General features: G+C 60.9%; 15 protein-coding genes. 11 read left to right on the top strand and 4 right to left on the bottom strand.

Going from position 1 to position 19302, the window contains the following annotated elements; translation table 11 throughout:
• The first annotated feature begins 350 nt into the window (after window positions 1-350).
• The 4 genes from ACMXX3_RS05560 to ACMXX3_RS05545 all read left to right on the top strand — a co-directional run bounded on the left by ACMXX3_RS05560 (window position 351) and on the right by ACMXX3_RS05545 (window position 6905).
• Entirely contained in the window at window positions 351-1805 is a 1455-nt protein-coding gene (locus ACMXX3_RS05560) for a glycoside hydrolase family 16 protein (protein ID WP_421083752.1), read from the top strand.
• 232 nt (window positions 1806-2037) lie between these two features.
• Window positions 2038-3594, top strand: coding sequence for a PLP-dependent aminotransferase family protein (locus ACMXX3_RS05555; protein WP_421083751.1), 1557 nt, complete (start codon window positions 2038-2040; stop codon window positions 3592-3594).
• 69 nt (window positions 3595-3663) lie between these two features.
• The gene (locus ACMXX3_RS05550) at window positions 3664-4272 is read left to right on the top strand and encodes a hypothetical protein (RefSeq protein ID WP_421083750.1); all 609 of its coding nucleotides are present in this window, start codon (window positions 3664-3666) and stop codon (window positions 4270-4272) included.
• A gap of 2237 nt (window positions 4273-6509) precedes the next feature.
• A complete protein-coding gene (locus ACMXX3_RS05545) occupies window positions 6510-6905 on the top strand; it encodes a hypothetical protein (RefSeq protein WP_421083749.1) in 396 nt (131 codons plus the stop codon).
• A gap of 79 nt (window positions 6906-6984) precedes the next feature.
• Here ACMXX3_RS05545 and ACMXX3_RS05540 read toward each other — a convergent pair whose 3' ends face one another.
• Entirely contained in the window at window positions 6985-8880 is a 1896-nt protein-coding gene (locus ACMXX3_RS05540; RefSeq protein ID WP_421083748.1) for an FAD-binding monooxygenase, read from the bottom strand.
• Between the two features lie 290 nt (window positions 8881-9170).
• Here ACMXX3_RS05540 and ACMXX3_RS05535 point away from each other — a divergent pair, with 290 nt between their 5' ends.
• From ACMXX3_RS05535 to ACMXX3_RS05505, 7 genes are all read left to right on the top strand, one after another.
• The gene (locus tag ACMXX3_RS05535; RefSeq protein WP_237189444.1) at window positions 9171-10661 is read left to right on the top strand and encodes a fumarylacetoacetate hydrolase family protein; all 1491 of its coding nucleotides are present in this window, start codon (window positions 9171-9173) and stop codon (window positions 10659-10661) included.
• Between the two features lie 18 nt (window positions 10662-10679).
• Window positions 10680-11402, top strand: coding sequence for a GntR family transcriptional regulator (locus ACMXX3_RS05530; RefSeq protein ID WP_421083747.1), 723 nt, complete (start codon window positions 10680-10682; stop codon window positions 11400-11402).
• Between the two features lie 34 nt (window positions 11403-11436).
• Window positions 11437-12942 (top strand): 5-carboxymethyl-2-hydroxymuconate semialdehyde dehydrogenase, encoded by a 1506-nt coding sequence (gene hpaE / locus ACMXX3_RS05525; protein ID WP_421083746.1) that lies wholly within the window; start codon window positions 11437-11439, stop codon window positions 12940-12942.
• A gap of 78 nt (window positions 12943-13020) precedes the next feature.
• Window positions 13021-14127 carry a 3,4-dihydroxyphenylacetate 2,3-dioxygenase gene (gene hpaD / locus ACMXX3_RS05520; RefSeq protein WP_421083745.1) on the top strand — a complete coding sequence of 369 codons (1107 nt, stop codon included), beginning with the start codon at window positions 13021-13023 and terminating at the stop codon, window positions 14125-14127.
• 8 nt (window positions 14128-14135) lie between these two features.
• Entirely contained in the window at window positions 14136-14921 is a 786-nt protein-coding gene (gene hpaH / locus ACMXX3_RS05515) for a 2-oxo-hept-4-ene-1,7-dioate hydratase (protein ID WP_421083744.1), read from the top strand.
• Window positions 14906-15712 (top strand): HpcH/HpaI aldolase family protein, encoded by an 807-nt coding sequence (locus tag ACMXX3_RS05510; protein WP_421083743.1) that lies wholly within the window; start codon window positions 14906-14908, stop codon window positions 15710-15712. Before hpaH ends, ACMXX3_RS05510 begins: the two co-directional genes overlap by 16 nt.
• A gap of 436 nt (window positions 15713-16148) precedes the next feature.
• Window positions 16149-16682, top strand: a complete 534-nt coding sequence (locus ACMXX3_RS05505) for a hypothetical protein (RefSeq protein ID WP_421083742.1) — start codon at window positions 16149-16151, stop codon at window positions 16680-16682.
• 131 nt (window positions 16683-16813) lie between these two features.
• On the opposite strand, the gene ACMXX3_RS05500 is transcribed toward ACMXX3_RS05505, so the two are convergent.
• The 3 genes from ACMXX3_RS05500 to paaD are packed head-to-tail and all read right to left on the bottom strand — an operon-like array spanning window position 16814 to window position 19225.
• Window positions 16814-17584: an enoyl-CoA hydratase/isomerase family protein gene (locus ACMXX3_RS05500; RefSeq protein ID WP_421083741.1), complete on the bottom strand. Its 771-nt coding sequence runs from the start codon at window positions 17582-17584 to the stop codon at window positions 16814-16816.
• Window positions 17585-17594: 10 nt separating this feature from the next.
• Window positions 17595-18746, bottom strand: coding sequence for a 1,2-phenylacetyl-CoA epoxidase subunit PaaE (gene paaE / locus ACMXX3_RS05495; RefSeq protein ID WP_421083740.1), 1152 nt, complete (start codon window positions 18744-18746; stop codon window positions 17595-17597).
• 17 nt (window positions 18747-18763) lie between these two features.
• On the bottom strand, window positions 18764-19225 hold the full coding sequence (gene paaD, locus ACMXX3_RS05490) for a 1,2-phenylacetyl-CoA epoxidase subunit PaaD (RefSeq protein ID WP_421083769.1): 462 nt from the start codon (window positions 19223-19225) through the stop codon (window positions 18764-18766).
• Between the last annotated feature and the right edge of the window lie 77 nt (window positions 19226-19302).

Genomic DNA, 19302 nt, shown 5'->3' with positions numbered 1-19302 from the left:
GGGGACAAAATCCCCTCGCTTATTTGAGATAGTTAGATAATAATTCTAAATAGGGTGCCCGTGAGGGCGCTTGGAAAAATTAATCTAAAAAATTTTTTGACCCTACAAGACGGGTCTGACAAGGAAAAATGAAAACACTTTCATATGAAAGTATCACTTTTGTCCCCAAAGTGACTTGTTTTGTCCCCCAAACGTCCGTAAAGTTTTCTACCGAAGCACGAAGGGCTCCCCAAGCCCGGGTTCCTCCCCAAGGAACCAGATCCTCCCCAAGGATCATGCAACACCCCAGGGTTCTCCCCAAGAACCCACCGCCCAGACAACCCACACGAAACACGAAAGAACCCCAAACAATGCTTTCCGTATCCCGCCGCAACTTCCTGTCCCTGACCGCAGCAACCGCAGTTGCAACCGCGCTGTCCACCCAGGCTGCCCAGGCCGCCACCGTTGCTACCCCCATGAACGGTGCCAACCTCAAGTCAGGCGTCCTGCGCGTTATGCCCCTGACCGACGTGAACTACACTTCACCCTTCGCTCAGGCCTTCACCAACGCAGGTTCCTTCACCCCCTCCGGCGTCAAGACTTCCGACGCCCTGGTTGAAGCCACTTTCACCACCTCCCGTCCGGCAACCGGCGCTATCTACACCCGCGTCCTGGCCCGCCGTTCCGCTAACGGCCGCGACTTCTACGCTGGCCTGCTGGAAATCACCAACACCGGCCGCCTGCGCATCGTTATCGAACGTGTCATCAACCACCGCACCACCGTTGTTGCCCAGAAGTTCCTGACCATCAAGGCACCTGCCGGAACCTTCTCCTTCGACCTGGCCCTCTCCGTCCGCGCCACCCGCCTGGTTGCCCAGGTTCTGATTCCCGGCGCAGCCGCTGAGACCCTCATTTTTGACGACGTCAACGTCCCCCTCGCTTCCACCCCCGCAGGTGTCGGCACCGCAGCCTCCGTCTACGCAGGCAAGACCGCACCCGCCACCCACGCCATCGAGCTGACCGCCGCTAAGGCTGATAACTGGGGCGAGCACCGCGGTGCCCTCACCGCCGCTGGCTGGGGCCAGATGATTTTCGAGGACGACTTCAACACCGGCGCCATTGACGGCACCAAGTGGAACGTCCGCGACAAGAAGTACCTGAGCTACGACTCCGGTGTAAACCTCAAGGAAGCTGTCACCATGGGTGACTCCTCCACCAAGATTTGGCTCAAGAAGCTGGCTACCCCCGTCACCTACAAGGACGGTAAGCTGCGCGAATGGGCTACCGGTTACATCGACACTATCGGCAAGTTCTCCTCCGAGTACTTCCGCCTGGAATACCGCGCCAAGCAGCCTGCTTCAACCGTTGAGCACATCGGCGCCTGGGGTGGCATCTGGATGCGCCCCGACAAGACCTCCCTCCTGGGCGAGATCGACATCTCTGAGTCCTACGGTTACACCTCCGGCAAGCAGAAGATCGACATCTCCAACCGCTCTGAAGGCACCGTTCACTACGGCCAGCAGCAGGGCAATACTGCCAAGAAGAACGCTCTGATTCCTGTTCTGGGTCAGAACCTGGCAGATGAATACCACACCTGGGCTATCGAGAAGACCCCCGCTGGTATCAAGTTCTTCTTCGACGGTGTTGAGTACCTCTTCGTGTCCTCCACCGACCCTCGCTACCAGGCCGCTCTGCCGGTCGGCGAGAAGTTCAATATCCGCCTGTGCATGCAGGCAGGCAACGCGTACTGGGGCGGTCTGGCTTCCACCACCGCTGACTGCGCGATCGAAGTTGACTACGTACGTGTTTGGGAGTACGTAGGCTAGTCAGATTCCCTGGGAAGAATCTGGTGCACATGAGGCGTCGGAGCCAGCAGCTCGGCGCCCCACGTGTTTAAAAATTGAATATGTTTGGGTGAAGATGTCTACCGCTGTTTGGGTGCGGTAGGCATCTTCTTTTGTGTCGGCAGGCTGCCTGGGATGAGGCGGTAGTATCAGGGGGTAGGGCCGCAGGCCCCGGGCTAGCTGGCCTACTGGTTGCGAGGATAAGGAGGGGCTTGTGGCTGGATTTTCTCGAGGGGACGAGCTGCCGGTGAGGGTGGTGCGGTCGGCGCCGGGTTCTTTGCCGTCGCAGATCGCAGAGCAGGTGCGGGCCCTGATTTCAGATGGTTTTTTGGTGGCCGGTGATCTTCTTCCGTCGAGCCGGTCCCTGGCTGAAAGACTTAATGTTTCACGTGGAACGGTTGTTTTTGCTTATGAGCAGCTGGTGGGGGAGGGCTACCTGGTCACCGCCCGCGGGGGGACGCGCGTCGCTGAGGGCCTAACCTTCGGCGCTACTATCAGCCCTGCCCGCCGTAGCCCGGACGGGCCCGTCCTTCCCCGGAGCCCTAGGCAGCCTGAGCCTATCCTGCCCCCGCAAGCTGGCCCCCACCGCGACGTGGCGCAGACCCATAAAGGCCTTATCGATTTGAGGCCTGGCGCCCCAGATACCTCCCTGGTGGCCTCGGCTACCTGGCGGGCTGCCTGGCGGGAGGCCGCTGCAACTCCGGGGCCTGCCTACCCGCCGGCTGGATCCTTGGCCCTGCGGGTGCAACTGGCTGACCACCTGCGGTTGATGCGGTCGGTGCTCCGCAGCCCCGATGATCTGATTGTGACTGCCGGTGCCCGTGACGGTTTCCGCCTGATTCTTACGGCCCTCCGCCAGCGGGTGCGGTCGCGGCCCCTGCGGGTAGCTGTTGAGGAGCCAGGTTACCCCTCCCTCCACCGAATCCCCCTGGCCTTTGGGCATGAGTTGGTGCCCGTGCCCGTTGACGAACAGGGCCTGAACCCGGCCTACCTGCCCACCGGGGCAGCCCGTCCGGATCTTGTTCTGGTAGCCCCTAGCCACCAGTATCCCCTGGGGGCCTCTATGTCTGCTGCCCGCCGCCTGGAACTGCTTGCCTGGGCCCGGGAGCACGATTCCCTCATTGTTGAGGACGACTATGACTCAGAATTGCGCTACACCGGTGACCCCCTGCCGGCTTTGGCTTCCCTCGACCGGGTGGGGGGCCGAGGCGCTGAGGGAGGGGACCGGGTTCTAACCTTGGGGTCCTTCTCGAAGACGGTGACGGGGGGCCTGAATCTGGGGTTTGTGGTGGCCCCCCAGCACCTGCGGGATGACCTGCTTGATTTGCGGGCTGACTTGGGAAATCCTGTCTCGTCCCTGGTGCAGGACGCCATGACCTCCTACCTGGCTGTGGGCGGCCTGCGCCGCCATACCTCCCGCATGAGGCGAATCTATCGGGGCCGACGGGAGCGGGTGGTTGATGCTCTGACCGGCCTACCGGGGGTGCAGGCCCTGCCTATGGACGGGGGGCTCCACGCTGTGGTTCACCTGCCCGCCCTTCCCCCTGCAGGGGAGGACACCCTGGTCGCCCGGGCTGAGGAGGCCGGGGTGCTGGTAGCCCCCCTGGGGGCCTACTGGTCGGCCTCGTCCGGCCCGGGTGCCGTCCGGGTGGGGACGGAGCCAGCCCACCCCCAGCCCTTGACCGGCCTGGTCCTCGGTTTTGGTGGGGTGCCAGACCGCAAGCTGGATGAGGGGCTGGGGATTTTGAGGTCGATTCTGCAGGGGGTATGAGGGGGTTCGTCTGCTGCCTAGGTGCTTCATAGGGTGGGCTGAATCCGTTGGGGTGGTTAGACTGGTGGGGTGACTTCTCAAGATCAGTTCCCCGTCTCTGCCTCTGACCGTCCTTACCCTCTTGAGGGGGGTGGTGCCCTGGCCGGTGCCCTGGTGCGTCCCACCCTGCTTCATGCCCTGGTTTTCTTGGCTTTTGGTTTGACCACTGTCTTTTGGCAGGAGCCGACCCTGGGTGTTATTACCGTGATGTTGGGCCTGTACCTGCTGGGTTATGCGGGGGCGTCCTATATAACGTCGGCGACCTGGCGTCGGGCTACTGCGGATGGGGCTACCGCCCAGGCTTTCATGTCGGTTGCCCTGATTCAGGCTGCCGGTGGTGTGCTTGCCCTGGTGGCTTCGCGGAGTGAGTTCTGGCTGACTGTGATTGCTTCGTGCGCCCTGGGAGTGACCGGGATTCTGAAGCTGTTAGCTGGTATGCGGACTCAAGGTATGAACCCGGCGGCCCGGGACTGGCAGTTGGAGGGGGCTGTGGTGACCCTGTCGGCAGCGGCCCTGCCGGTGGTGTCTGAGATTGGCGATAAGGCGATTATGGGGACGGCCGGTGGCGGCGCCCTGATTGCCGGTATTTTCTTGCTGGTTGGGGCCTTGACCCTGCGGGGCGAGGCCCGCCGCTCCTAGTTGTTGAAGTGTTGTTTCTCTTCCTTATCCGGCCTTGACCTGGGTAAATGATCCTTGTGGGCGGTTTTTGTGCTCTTGGGGCTGCAGGGAGTTGTTTAATAGTTGTTTTTATTAGGCCAGCAGCGCCAGGGAGGCTTCATTACCTCGCGCAGGTATCGTAACGCTAAATACGGATATTCCCAGCGCCCGGAGCATCCGGGACCGTAACCTGGTGGCCAAGGTCTGCCATGTCCATGACGTGAACTATGGCGTGTATGGAGTGAGGGAAATATTGGCTGTGGGTTACAGATATTACTTATGTCCGAACTCGCGCCGCGTTTGTCACCGACGTATTCCTCGCAAAATTGTGGGCTGGGCGCTATCAGATTCCATACGCACAGAAGTGCCACCACTATAGGCGTCGAACCAAGCAATCATCAGTGCGAAGGAAACAACAGAGCTGATTCCACCACAGTGATTACGGAATCCAGTACGTCAGTATTGTGCATAACGAGCGCCTCAGCGAGGCAGGTATCACCCCATTGGCGGGAACGGTTGGGGATTCCTATGATAATGCGCTAGCCGAGAACGTCAATGGCTCTTACAAGAACGAGCTCATCCATAACCGTACGTGGCGCGATGTGCTCGAGGTGGAAATCGCTACTTTTGGGTGGGTGAGCTGGTGTGGCGACGGTCTTTTCCGGTGTAGCTTGAGGTTATTTATAGAGATTAACACTCATATTTTTGCCGCCTGGTGGGGCCATTGTCTAGCTGGTGAGGGTTGGGTGCGGACCCCCTTATAAGTATGCCTCGTAGAAGGAAACCATATCGTTTCATGTGATGTGAAATGATATGGTTTCCTTGTTGAATGGCGGAGAGCACTAATCCTTGTTCCTGCCGATGTTCTTCTGTAGATAGCCGAACCAGCCAAAAAAATTGAGCGCTAGTACGCAGGGTATTACATAGAGAAAGAGCCCTGTCCAGGAGAAGGTTATGTCCTCAGTGCTGTTTCTGACTAAGAGGTCTATGTTGAACTGGAGTCGTAGGAAGTAGATGAAAAGTCCTAGTGCTAGCCCAAAAATGTTCAATGGAACAAGGTGTTTCCAGAGGGTATCTTTCGAACGGGCTGTATTGCTCATTTATACCCTCAGATCTTTGCAGGCGTTGACGATAGCTGTGTAGCCTAGGGCACGTCCAAGAAGAAAACCCATCTCTTTGCCCCATTTTTCTGTAACTATATCTTGCAGATTCTGCTGGCCTTGGTTATTGAGGATTTCGCTCATTCCTTGGGCAAACTCGGTAACTCCACCTATCACTTCAATGGCACTCCAAACCACTCCGATAGCTGTACCTCGCTTTACAAGCGTTGTAACAACAGCCTTTGCATAAGCGCTAGCTGCTCCAATGTCAATATTGGGTGTAGTTACCCCCGAGCTAACGAGGGGGAGATGGAAGCTAGCAGAGCATCTTGAACGGCTGGGGAATCATAGGGTAATTCTTTGAGGTGGTTTGGCAGATTATGATAAGCGTTGACAACTTTTTGAAGTTCAATGGCAAGTTCAGTTGCGTCAGAATCTAGCCCCTTTGCTTGGGCTTCAGCTCGTATTTCCGAAAGTGGTCTGTAGGGCAGGTTGGCAGGTGTTGACTGCTGCGTTGTTTCATTGGTGCTAACTGAAGCGGGTTGTGGGTGTTGCGTCGTTGCGTGTGCTGTGGGAATCAGGCCCGCCATAAGGGTTAGGCTGGTTGTGGTGACTAGGAGAGTGCGGGTCAGCTTTGAAAGCATGATCATTCCAATAGGTTGTAGGTACAGGACTTCGTTGTGATGTACGTCTTAATTAATATCAAGTAGATGAGCTGAAAGCAAGCTTGCTTATTGAAAGGCTTGTTCATAAGGAGGTAGGGGCATGTCTCACCAACTAGATAGTGAAGTGCCCCAGGTTTTTTCCGTCTAAATAGATAGGAAAATCTGAACCATGCCCAAGAAATTTGATCAAGACGCGAAGAGTCGCATTGTCCGAATGGGGGCATGGGTTCATGAAAAGGCTCATGACGGCGGGGTGATTGCGGCTGAGGTCGCCTATAAGTATGGGATGGAACGCCAGGAGGTCGCTACCTTGTTACGGCGATTGCGCAGGCAGGGTCTTGTGAGAATTGATCCCCCTGGGCTGTAGAAAGCTCTGGGTGGGCTTGGTGCCTGAGCAAATTGGGGGCTGACCCCGTAAACTGGTGGGTAGTTTGTATTCAGGAGGATTGGTTTAGTGACTGAGAAGAATAAGGCCCCGCAGGGTAAGTTGAAGGCTCAGGTGAGTGGCCCGCTCATTATTGCTTTTGTGCTGGCCCTGGTGGCTTTTGGCGGTATTTCAGTGTTTGGTGCCGGTGGAACGAATAACACCCCGAATTTTGCTCTGGCGGCTACTGTTGCCGGTGCTGTTTTTGTGGTCACCTTGGTCATGTGTGCGACTCTTATTTTGGTGGAGAAGCCGAATGATCCTTCTTTGGGTGAGGGTACCGGCATTAACCGGTCGTCTGCCAAGTTGTACGCGGAGGCTAAGGCCCGCCGTGAGGCCGAAGCTAAGCGTCGTGAGGCTGAGGAGAAGGAGCGCCTGGCCCAGCGCATTGATGAGGCGAATGCTGCCCAGGACGGCCAGCAGTAGGCCCGCGCGGTAAAAGCTAGAAAGGCCGGGGGCAGGTACCAGTGGTGGTACCTGCCCCCGGCCTTATTTCTTAAGGTTCTTAGGCCTCGGGGGTTCGGAGGACCCCGTCGAAGTAGGCCGCTAGGGCTGCGTGGTCTGTCAGGGGCAGGACGGCGCCGACGTACTGGTCGGGGCGCACGACGACCACAACGCCGTCGCGGGAGAGCTTACGCTCCTCGAAGATATCCTCGTCAGGTAGGGCGCAGTAGATGTTCTCCCAGTACTCAATCTGGTAGGTGCCAACCAGCGGGCGGAAAGCTGCTGGTACATCGGTCACCTCAAAATCAGTGTAGTTCTGCTGGTAGACCACCACCGGCTCAATCAGGGCGTCAAAATCTTCCCCTTCAGCCCGGTAGCGTACAAAGGGGGAGGTGGCGTCCTTGGTCAAAAAGTCACTCAGGGCCCGCACCGAAGAATCAGCGGACGCAGGGTGGGCGGCGTCCGCAAAAACATAGAGGCGGTAGCGCCCATCGGCCATAGCCTCGTGGCCCAGGTGGCGGGCAAAAGCATTCTCACGGCGGTTGACTCGCGCGGAGCGGAACCGCTTACCCACGGGGAAGCCCTCAGCCAGGTGCTGGTGCTCAGTGCCACCGGTCAGAAGAGAGGGCTTGTACTCGGTCATGAACCCGGCCGGGAACTCGGCGGTCTTGACGTAGAACTCCTCAAGGTACTCGGGGCTGGGCAGGTCCTCGGGCTTGGTGGCCATGAGGGTAGACCACTCTTTATCGAAGTCAATCAGGTTCTTGGCAATCTCCTGGCGCTCGCCGGAGTAGGTGTCGAGCAGGGCCTCGGGGGCGCGTCCTGAGAGCACATGGCCAAGCTTCCAGGCGATGTTGAAGCCGTCCTGCATGGACACGTTCATGCCCTGGCCTGCCTTGGCTGAGTGGGTGTGGCAGGCGTCGCCGGTAATGAAGACGCGGGGGGTGCGGGTGCCCCGATCACAGGTGTCGACGTCGTCAAAGTGGTCGGTGAGGCGGTGGCCCACCTCGTAGACCGAGTGCCAGGCCACGTTCTTCACGTCGATGGAATAGGGGTGGTAGATGGCGTTGGCGCGGTCGATAATTTCTTCGATGGGGGTGGAGCGCACGGCGTGGTTGTCGTCGAGGGGGACTTCGCCCAGGTCAACGTAGACACGGGCCAGGTGGCCACCCTCGCGGGGAATGTGCAGGATGGAGCCCTTGGTGGAGGTGATAGCGCACTTCATGCGCCAGTCGGGGAAGTCTGTATTGACGACGACGTCCATGACGCCCCAGGCGTGGTTGGCGGCGTCGCCCGAGAGGGTGCGGCCGATGGCCTTGCGGACGCCGGAGCGGGCCCCGTCGCAACCGATGACGTACTTGGCGCGAACGGTGCGTTCTTCGCCGTAGCGCTCGCCGGTGGTGTGGCGGACGGTGACTTTCACGGGGTAGTCCTGCCCGTCCTCAATGTCTAGGCCGACGAATTCAATGCCGTAGTCGGGGGTGATTTTGCCGGGGGAGTTGCGGGCGAAGTCTGCGAAGTAGTCGAGAATACGGGCCTGGTTGATGATGAGGTGGGGGAATTCGCTGATGTTTTGGGGGTCGTCGGGTGTGCGGGTGGTTCGGATGATGTGGTCGGGGTTGGCCGGGTCGGGCTTCCAGAAGCTGGTTTCGGTGATGTGGTAGGCCTCGCGGATGACTTCTTCGGCGAAGCGGAAGGCCTGGAAGGTTTCGACGCTGCGGGCCTGGATTCCGTCGGCCTGGCCGAGTTCGAGGCGGCCTGCCCGGCGTTCGATGATTCGGGTGCTGACGGTGGGGAATTGGGAGAGCTGGGCGGCGGCGATCATGCCGGCGGGGCCGGAGCCGACGATGAGGACGTCCATTGTCTCGGGGAGCTGGTCTGGGCGGTTGATACCGTGCCCGGCTGCTTCTTCGATTCGGGGGTCACGGGAAACGTAGCCGTTGTGGTGGAAATGCATGGGTGTCTCCTTGGGCGGGTGCGGCTTTGCACCGGACTGTGAGTGTGATGGGTAGCACCTATTGTGCTTGAATCATATACGATATGGGTTTGGGGTGGCAAGGGTTTAAAAGATGGGATTCTTGTTGGCGCACCCCTGGTGTGCCCTGGGCTGCTGCCCTGTGCGGTTACCGCCCGTCTTGGTGCGAGTGGTTTTTCAGTGGGTCTTGATATGACCTAGGTTACTTGCTAGGCTGGGGGCAATCATATACGATTTCTCGTGAAGTCCACCGAGCTCAAAGAGGAGGCTCAATGACCACCGCCCCCGTTCCCGTCACGCCCGGCAAGATCATTGCCGTCCATGTGGCCTACGAATCCCGTGCTGCCCAGCGGGGCCGCCGTCCGGCCCAGCCCTCCTACTTCTTCAAGCCCACCAGCTCCCTGGCAGGCTCCGGCGCCCCCGTCGAACGCCCCGAGGGCACCGAGCTCCTCGCCTTTGAGGGGGAAATCGCCCTGGTCATCGGCACCCCGGCCCGCCGTGTCTCCCTCGATGAGGCCTGGAACCACGTCGCCTATGTCACCGCCGCCAATGACCTCGGTATCTACGACTACCGCCCCGCTGACAAGGGCTCCAACGTGCGCTCTAAGGGGCGCGACGGCTACACCCCCCTCGGCCCCGGCCTTATCGACGCCCGCACGGTGTCAGAAGACCAGCTGCGTCTTCGCACCTGGGTCAACGGCGAGCTGGTGCAGCAGGACGACACCGCTGCAGCTAACATGATCTTCCCCCTCTCCCAGTTCGTCGCTGATCTCTCCCAGCACATGACCCTAGAGACCGGTGACGTCATTCTGACCGGCACTCCGGCAGGGTCTTCCGTACTTGCTCCCGGCGATACGGTGGAGGTAGAGGTAGACGCCCCTGACGCTCCCGGAGCCCCCACATCAGGCCGCCTGGTCACCCCTGTTATCGCAGGTGAGGGCGGGTTTGACGAGGCCATCGGCACCCTACCCGCCGTAGACGAGAAACAGACTGAAGAGGCCTGGGGCTCCCGCGAAGCTGCCGGCCTGCCCCCGCTTGCTGAACCGGCCCCCGTCCTGACCGACGACCTGCGCCGTCTCCTACAGGCCGTACCCACCGCCGGGCTCTCCGCCCAGCTCCGCGCTCGCGGCCTCAACAACGTCGTCATTGAGGGCGTCTACCCCCAGACGCCCGGCACCAAAATCGTCGGTACCGCCAAGACCCTACGCTTTGTGCCCAACCGCGAAGACCTCTTCAAGACCCACGGCGGCGGCTACAACGCCCAAAAACGCTGCTTTGACGAGGTCGCCGAGGGCGAGATTATCGTCATTGAGGCCCGCGGGGAGTCCGGCTCCGGCACCCTGGGCGACATCCTGGCGCTGAGGGCGAAAGGACGCGGGGCCGCCGGCGTCATTACCGACGGCGGGGTGCGCGACTACGCGGCCGTCAAAGAAATCGGTCTGCCCGTCTTCACCCAGGGACCCCACCCGGCCGTCCTGGGACGCAAGCACGTCCCCTGGGAGGTCGATGTCGCTGTGGCCTGCGGTAACGCCACCGTCCTGCCCGGTGACATCATCGTCGGCGACGACGACGGCGCCATCGTCATCCCCCCGGCCCTCGCCGCCGAAGTCGCCCAGGCAGCCTTCGAGAAAGAACATGAGGATGCCTGGGTCGCCGAGCAGGTAGCCGCCGGGCACCCGGTGGACGGGCTCTTCCCCCCTACAGGAGAATGGAAGGAAAAGTACGCTACCTGGCGTGCTGAAAATCCACCTACCCAGCCCTAACTCCTGGAGGAGCCAGCCGTGACCACCCCCGACACCCCCCGCACTGCCACCCCCGTGAAGGTCGACTACATTGCAGCCCCTCCGGGCCTCTCTAAAGCTGAGATTGCCTACCAGAAAATTCGCGGAAGAATCGTCTCCCACGAGCTGGCCCCCGGGCACCGTCTCACCCTCTCAACCCTGGCTACCGACCTCGACATGTCAGTAGTTCCCGTGCGGGAGGCAATCCGCCGTCTTGAAGCCGAAGGGCTGGCAACCTTCGAACGCAATATCGGCGCCAAGGTGGCCATGGTCGACGAATCAGCCTACACCCACAGTATGCAGTGCCTGGGGCTACTGGAAGGGGCAGCCACCTCAAAATCTGCCCCCTACCTCACCGCCCAAGACCTCCAAGAAGCAAAGGACCTCAACGCCCAACTCGAAGCCCTCCTCGAAGACTTCGACCCCAAAGCCTTCACCGAGATCAACCACCGCTTCCACCAGAAACTCTGCTCAGCCTGCCCCAACGACAGGCTTCTGGAACTGGTCGAAGCCGAATGGAGCCGCCTGGGAAACCTGCGAGAATCAACCTTCTCCTTTATCCCCGCCCGCGCCGCCCAATCGGTTGCCGAACACGCTGAAATCATCCGGCTTATCGAAAGTGGAGCCAGCGAGAACGACATCGAACGGGCTGCCCGCGACCACCGCAAGGCAACCCTGGCCAGCTACCTCACCAGCAAAGAACCCCAACTCACAAGCCCCTAGACCACCAGCTCGTACAAACGAAGGAGTTTCATCCATGAGCACCCCCGCACCCGCCAAGCCCGCCGGCCTCCCCGAGCGCATCCAGCACTACATCAACGGCCAGTTCGTCGACTCCATCGACGGTGAAACCTTCGACGTGCTCGATCCCGTCACCAACCAGCCCTATATCCAGGCTGCCTCGGGCAAGAAGGAAGACATTGAAGCTGCCGTAGCTGCTGCCCGCACTGCCTTCACCGAAGGCCCCTGGCCCCGTATGCTTCCCCGCGAACGCGCCCGCGTGCTCATGAAGATTGCCGACATTGTCGAATCCCGCGAGGACGCCCTCGCCCAGATGGAATCCTTCGACTCCGGCCTGCCCATCACCCAGGCCAAGGGCCAGGCTCGCCGCGCCGCTGAAAACTTCCGCTTCTTTGCCGACCTCATCGTCGCCCAGACCGACGACGCCTTCAAGGTCCCCGGCCGCCAGGTCAACTACGTCAACCGCAAGCCCATTGGCGTAGCCGGCCTGATCACCCCCTGGAACACCCCCTTCATGCTGGAGTCCTGGAAGCTGGCTCCGGCCTTGGCAACCGGCAACACCGTCGTCCTTAAGCCCGCCGAATTCACCCCCCTCTCCGCCTCCCTCTGGGCCGGAATCTTCGAAGAGGCAGGCCTACCTGCTGGCGTCTTCAACCTGGTCAACGGCTTCGGCGAAACCGCAGGTGACGCCCTGGTCCAGCACCCCGAGGTCCCCCTCATCTCCTTCACCGGTGAATCTAAGACCGGGCAAATCATCTTCGCCAACGCCGCCCCCTACCTCAAGGGCCTCTCCATGGAACTGGGCGGCAAGTCCCCGGCCGTTGTCTTCGAAGACGCCGACCTCGAAACCGCCATCAACGCCACCATCTTCGGTGTCTTCTCCCTCAACGGCGAACGCTGCACCGCAGGCTCCCGCATCCTGGTCCAGCGCAGCATCTACGACGAATTCGTTGAACGCTACGCAGCCCAGGCCAAACGCGTCAAGGTTGGTCTGCCCTCAGACCCCGCCACCGAAGTCGGCGCCCTCGTCCACCCCGAACACTACGAAAAGGTCATGTCCTATGTAGAAATCGGCAAGTCCGAGGCCCGCCTGGTTGCAGGCGGCGAACGCCCCGCCGACTTCCCCGAAGGCAACTTCGTCCTCCCCACCGTATTCGCCGACGTCGCCCCCAACGCCCGCATTTTCCAGGAAGAAATCTTCGGCCCCGTCGTCGCCATCACCCCCTTCGACACCGACGAAGAGGCCCTGGAACTGGCCAATAACACCAAGTACGGCCTGGCCGCCTACATCTGGACCTCCAACCTGCAACGCGCCCACAACTTCTCCCAGGCCGTTGAAGCAGGTATGGTCTGGCTCAACTCCAACAACGTCCGTGACCTGCGTACCCCCTTCGGCGGCGTCAAAGCCTCCGGCCTGGGCCACGAAGGCGGCTACCGCTCCATCGACTTCTACACCGACCAGCAGGCCGTCCACATCAACCTCGGCGAAGTCCACAACCCCGTCTTCGGCAAGGCCGACTAACACCCACCCCACCTCCGCGGCCGCCGGGTGCGCACCGTAGCCGCCCGGCGTCCGCCCCACCTAAGAAAGCAAAAACCCATGTCACCTACCTTTGTCGACTACCCCGTCATCGTGCCCGACGAAAACGCCCCCGACATCGTCCGCTGCGCCTCCATGGAACTGGTCGTCACCGACCTCGAACGCTCCCGTAACTTCTACGTCGATGTGCTCGGCCTTGTTGTTACTGAAGAAGACGACAACACCATCTACCTGCGCTCCCTGGAAGAATTCATCCACCACAACCTGATTCTGCGCAAGGGCGATACCCCCGCTGTGGCCGCCTTCTCCTACCGTGTCCGCACCCCCGAAGACCTCGATAAGGCAGAAAAGTTCTACACCGCCCGCGACTGTGAGGTGCGCCGCAAGAAGGACGGCTTCGTCAAGGGCCTCGGCGACTCCGTGCGAGTGCTCGACCCCCTCGGCTTCCCCTACGAATTCTTCTACGAGGTGGAGCACGTCGAACGCCTGGCCTGGCGCTACGAACTCCACACCCCCGGCGCCCTCGTCCGCCTTGACCACTTCAACCAGGTCACCCCCGACGTCCCCAAGGCTATTGAATACATGGAAGACCTGGGCTTCCGCGTCACCGAAGACATCCAGGACGAAGCTGGCACCTCCTACGCCGCCTGGATGCGCCGCAAGCCCACCGTCCATGACACCGCCATGACCGGTGGCGACGGCCCCCGTATGCACCACGTCGCCTTCGCCACCCACGAAAAGCACAACATCATCGCCATCTGCGACAAGCTCGGCGCCCTGCGTCTTTCTGACCACATCGAACGCGGCCCCGGCCGCCACGGCGTCTCCAACGCCTACTACCTCTACCTGCGCGACCCCGACGGCCACCGCGTCGAGATCTACACCCAGGACTACTACACCGGCGACCCCGACAACCCCCGCGTCACCTGGGACGTCCACGACAACCAGCGCCGCGACTGGTGGGGCACCCCCGTCGTCCCCTCCTGGTACACCGACGCCTCCCGCGTCCTCGACCTCGACGGCAACCTGGTACCCCTGGTAGAGCGCACCGATGACTCCGAAATGGAACAAACCATCGGCGCCGACGGCTTCTCCTACACCCGCGCAGGCGAAGAAGACATGCCCGACTGGAAGAAGGGCGAATACAAGCTGGGCCACCAGCTGTAGGGGGTTCCATGCTCACTCAAGAACAGCTCACCAAAATTGCCGATGACCTGGCCGAGGCCGAGGCCAAGCGCACCATGATTCCGCGCCTGACCGCCACCTACCCCGACATGACCGTCGAAGACTCCTACGCGGTACAAAACATGTGGCGGGCTCGGGGTGAGGCCGCCGGTCGCCGCCTGATCGGCCGTAAAATCGGGCTGACCTCCAAGGTCATGCAAGAGGCCACCGGCATCACCGAACCCGATTACGGGGCAATCTTCGCCGACCAGGTCTACGAAAACGGCTCGGTCATTGAGCACGCCCAGTACTCCAACGTGCGTATTGAGGTTGAGCTGGCCTTCGTCCTCAAGGACGACCTGACCGGGCCGAATACCACCATCTTTGATGTTCTGCGGGCTACCGAATATGTGGTTCCGGCCCTAGAGATTCTCAGCTCCCGCATTGAGATGGAGGGCCGCACTATCGTCGATACCATCAGTGACAACGCAGCCCTAGGTGCCATGGTCTACGGAGGCAACCCGTTGGACCCGGCCTCTATCGACCTGCGCTGGGTCTCAGCCCTGCTCTACCGCAATGAGCAGATTGAAGACACCGGAGTGGCTGCCGCCGTCCTCAACCACCCGGCTAACGGTGTTGCCTGGCTGGCCAACAAGCTGGCTGCCCACGGGGATTCTTTGAAAGCCGGTGAGATTATTTTGGCCGGGTCTTTCACCAAGCCCATGTGGGTTCACCCGGGCGATACCGTCCACGCCGATTACGGGGACTTGGGGGCGGTAACGTGTCGCTTCGTCTAGACCCTCCCTTTGGCCAGCACCTACAGACCCTGGGCCGCCCGGCGGCGGGCATGTGGGTTTGCTCGGGTTCGCCGGTGGCCGCTGAAATCTGCGCGGGTTCCGGCCTGGACTGGCTGCTCATTGACGGTGAGCACGGGGTTGTCAGCCTGGAGACTGTGCAGCAGCTTCTGCAGGTCACGGCCGCCTACCCGGTGCAGACCATGGTGCGCCTGCCCTCCCTGGATGTGGTTGCTATCAAGCAGTTCTTGGACGCCGGTGCCCAGAACCTGCTCATTCCCATGGTCGATACTGCCCAAATGGCTCGGGACGCGGTGGCTGCTACCCGTTACCCTCCGGCGGGGGTGCGCGGGGTGGGCTCTGCCCTGTCCCGCTCAGCCCGCTGGGGTGGGGTGCCCGGTTACCTGACCGATGCTGAGAAATATATTTCGCTTTTTGTGCAGATTGAGTCTGCGGTGGCTGTAGCTAATGCTGAGGAGATTTGTGCGGTGGACGGCCTGGCTGGGGTTTTTGTCGGTCCTTCAGATTTGGCGGCCTCTATGGGGTTGCTGGGCCAGCAGAACCACCCGCAGGTGGTGGACGCTGTGAAGCGGGTTATCGCGGTAGCCCGTGCCGCCGGAGTGAAGGTGGGCGTGAATGCCTTTGACCCGGTGCAGGCTGAGGACTACTTAGCTGCCGGCGCTGATTTTATTCTGGTGGCTGCTGACGTTCAGCTGCTGGCCCTGGAGTCGAAGAAGCTGGCTGCCCGCTTCATTCAGGACGCCGCCCCCGGCTCCACTGATGTGGGCTACTAGGGCCGCGCCCCCGCGTCCTGCCCCCCGGTGCCCCCAGACACACGAAATGCGGGCTTTCCTTCGAGATGCGGTAGGAAGAACCGCAGTTCGAAAGAAACCCCGCATTTTATAGAGCTGATAGGGTTTCACATTTCACAAGTAGCTAGCAACTACTTGGTTTGATGTTCACCCTGAACACACCTTCTTACTATTCACGATCAAAAGCGGCGTTACCCATAACGAGGAGACCCCACCCGTTGTAGCTTGAAGTGTTAATCTTGCGGGTAGCTGTGGCAACAACGTGCACCGAAGACTTCCCACGGACGTCAACCTTTACAGGAACATTATTGCCGTGGTTAACGGTACGTTTAAAAACTTCACGTCCATAGGGTTGTGTATCGAGGGAAAACCTATATTCAGCGTACGTCAAGTGATATAGAAATAAGGTTTGATTGTAATGCGTAAAACTTTTGGCTTCCTGGCGGCCCTGCCCCTGCTGGTCCTGCTGTCGTGCAGTCGTGGAGTTGGCGGTGATAGCGAAGCACCTCTCCTAGCTATTGAAGAGTTCCAAGAGGACCTACCCGTCCTCAAGGTCAATGGTGCCCCCGTTGAGCCTTTCTATTACGAGTGGCATTCAGCTAGCCTGAGTGAAACTAAAGAACTTGTGCAGGACCCTCACCTCATTCCGGTGCTGGGCGCAGTCGGTGCGCCTCGCACGGTAAGGGTTATCTCTACTGTTGAGCCTGTATTTGCTGAGATCAATATCTTCCGTGGTTCAGTGAGCGAGGTTGACCTTGATGGGGATCCTGACCAGGTTATTGAGGTCACCCCGGACCTCCTGCGAGCCACCGCTGAGGGGTACCTGCTAGAACATCATCTGGTAGGCCAGGATCCGCTGGTCGTGACCATGACTTACCAGTTCCATACTCCACCCGGCTATGAGGATCAGGGCATGACCAATGTCGTGGCCTGGATTTTCGAAGTCTCCTAGGGGTTCAGGACGCCGCCCCCGGTGCCACCCCCAGACACACGAACTGCGGGGTTTCCTTCGAGATGCGGTAGGAAGAACCGCAGTTCGAAGGAAACCCCGCAGTTTGCGCTCTTCGCGCTCAGGGTGCCTATCTACTTACCCCGAAACACCGGCGTCCGCTTCTCTGTGAAAGCGGCGAAACCCTCGGCGTAGTCCTCAGAGGAGCACAGGTCGCCCTGGGCCTTGTTCTCAGCTTCAACAGACTCCCAGAGGCCGACCCGGGCGTCGCGCACCTGGGCCACCAGCTGCTTCGAAGCTACAAAAGCCCCGGTCGCCCCGGCTGCCACCCTGGCCACCTTCTCGCGGGTAAAGTCCAGTAGCTCCTCGGCAGGAACAGCCCGGCTAAAGAGCCCGGCAGCCACCGCCTCAGCCCCAGAGATCAGGTCAGCCGTATAAATCAGGTCCAGAGCCCGGTGGGCACCCAGCCGCTCTACGAAGAGGGCGTGCCCGCCAGAGTCTAAAGTGGCCCCCAGGTTGGCAAAGGGGGAGCCGATCTTGGCGTTCTCAGCCACATAGACCACGTCCGTAGCAATGGCCAGCCCCAGTCCCACCCCCAGGCAGGCGCCCTGCACCGCCGCAAAGGTCGGGGCGGGGAAGGTGCTCATCTTCTTCAAAAGTGGGGTCACCTTGTCGGCCAGGTAGCCGTAGGCGTCGTCCTCGGCAGGCACCAGCCCGGCAATATCCCGCCCGGCACAAAAACCTCGTCCTTCCCCGCGCAGAAGCAGGGCACGGACGCCTGCTGCAGCTGCCTCGTCGTAGGCGGCAGAGAGCTCGGCTAGGGCGGCCTCGTTGACGGCGTTCATCTTTTCGGGGGCGTTCAGCACCACCTCGGCGACAGCGCCATCAATGGTCACATCAATCATTCAGGATCTCCTAGGCGTCGAAGTCCACGGTTACGGCGTCGGAGCAGGGGCGGGTCTGGCAGGTGAGAATGTAGCCTGCCTCGACCTCGTCCTTTTCCAGGGCGTAGTTTTCCTCCATTTTGACGTCGCCCGAAACCACCTTGGCGCGGCAGGTTCCGCAGACGCCACCGGCGCAGGCGAAGGGCACGTCGGCGCGTACGCGCAGGGCGGCGTTGAGAATGGTCTCGTTGGCGGAGATGGGGGATTCAACGGAGGAGGAGGTGCCGTCCAGGTTGAAAGAGATAGCGTAGTTGGCCCCGGACGGGTCGGCTTCGACGGCCCGGCCCTGCTGACCGGCGGGGGTTTCGGGCTTGCCGGTGGTGAAGAGTTCGAAGCGGACGTCGTCCTCGCGGACGCCACGTTCGGCCAGGGTGTCGCGGCAGAGCTGTACCAGTTCGAAGGGGCCGCAGAGGAACCATTCGTCGGCCTTATCCACCTGAATCACATGGTCCAAGATGGCATTGAGTTTTTCATCGTCAATGCGGCCGCTCATGAGTGGGTTGATCCGCTGTTCACGCGAGAGCACATGGTGGACGGCGAAGCGGGTGGGGTAACGGTCCTTGAGGTCGCCGATTTCTTCGGCGAACATGACGTCCATGGCGGACTTGTTAGCGTAGACCAGGTCAAAGGTGCTGGTGGGGCTGGCCTTAAGCACGGTGCGGGCGATGGCGATGATGGGGGTGATACCCGAGCCGGCAGCGAAGGCGACCATGTGCTCACCCCCTGCAGCGGCGGCGTCCTCAGCGATTTTGTCGGGGTCGTTGAGGCTGGTGATGGTGCTCTTGGAGACGAAGGCACCCTGGGGGTTCATGACGTCGATCTGGTAGCCGGGTTCGAGGGTGTCGTTGGCCCAGTTGGAGAAGAGGCCGCCGAAGTCGCGCTTGATGGCCACGCGGATTTCGCCGGGGGTGGGTTCGGCGCAGATGGAGTAGGAGCGGCGGACTTCCTGCCCGTCAATCTGGGCGCGGAGGGCCACATACTGGCCGGGGAGGTAGTCGTAGTCGGCGACGAGTTCGTCGGGCACAGCGAAGGTGACTTCAACGGAGTCTTGGGTGAGTTTGCGGACGCCGGAGACGGTGAGGGTGTTGAAGGTGGCCCGGCGGCGGGTGCTGGTTTCAGTCATGACTTTTCTCGTTTGTGCTAGTGGATTTTGAAGTAGTCGAAGGGCTCTGAGCAGGATTCGCACTGGTAGAGCGCCTTGCAGGAGGTGGAGCCGAAGCGGGTGAGTTCGCGGGTGGCTAGGGAGTGGCAGCGGGGGCATTTGACGGCAAGTCCCAGGCGGACGGGGCCCGCGGCGGCGGTGCCGGTGGGAGGGGCGATTCCGTAGTCGGCCAGGCGTTTTTTGCCTGCTTCACTCATCCAGTCGGTGCTCCAGGCGGGGGTGAGGACGGTTTCAACGCGGGGCGTCGGTGCCCCGTGGGCGGTGAAGACCTGGCGGATGGTGGTGGTGATGGCGTCCATAGCCGGGCAGCCGGAGTAGGTGGGGGTGATGACGACCACCGGCTGGTCGCCCTCGTAGCGGGTGGCCCGTAGAATCCCGAGGTCTGCGATGGAGAGAACTGGGATTTCGGGGTCGGCTACGCGGGCGGCCAGGTTCCACAGGGTGGGGTCGGAGCCTTCGGGGGCGGGGACGCTGCTGTCGGTTTCGAGGGCGGGGGCTGTGTAGCCTGAGTCGGTGT

Origin of the sequence: Rothia nasimurium (genome assembly GCF_049068285.1) — a bacterium.
GTDB lineage: Bacteria > Actinomycetota > Actinomycetes > Actinomycetales > Micrococcaceae > Rothia > Rothia nasimurium_I.
The sequence above is the reverse complement of the archived record's forward strand: the minus strand, read 5'-3'. Positions and strand labels throughout refer to the sequence as shown.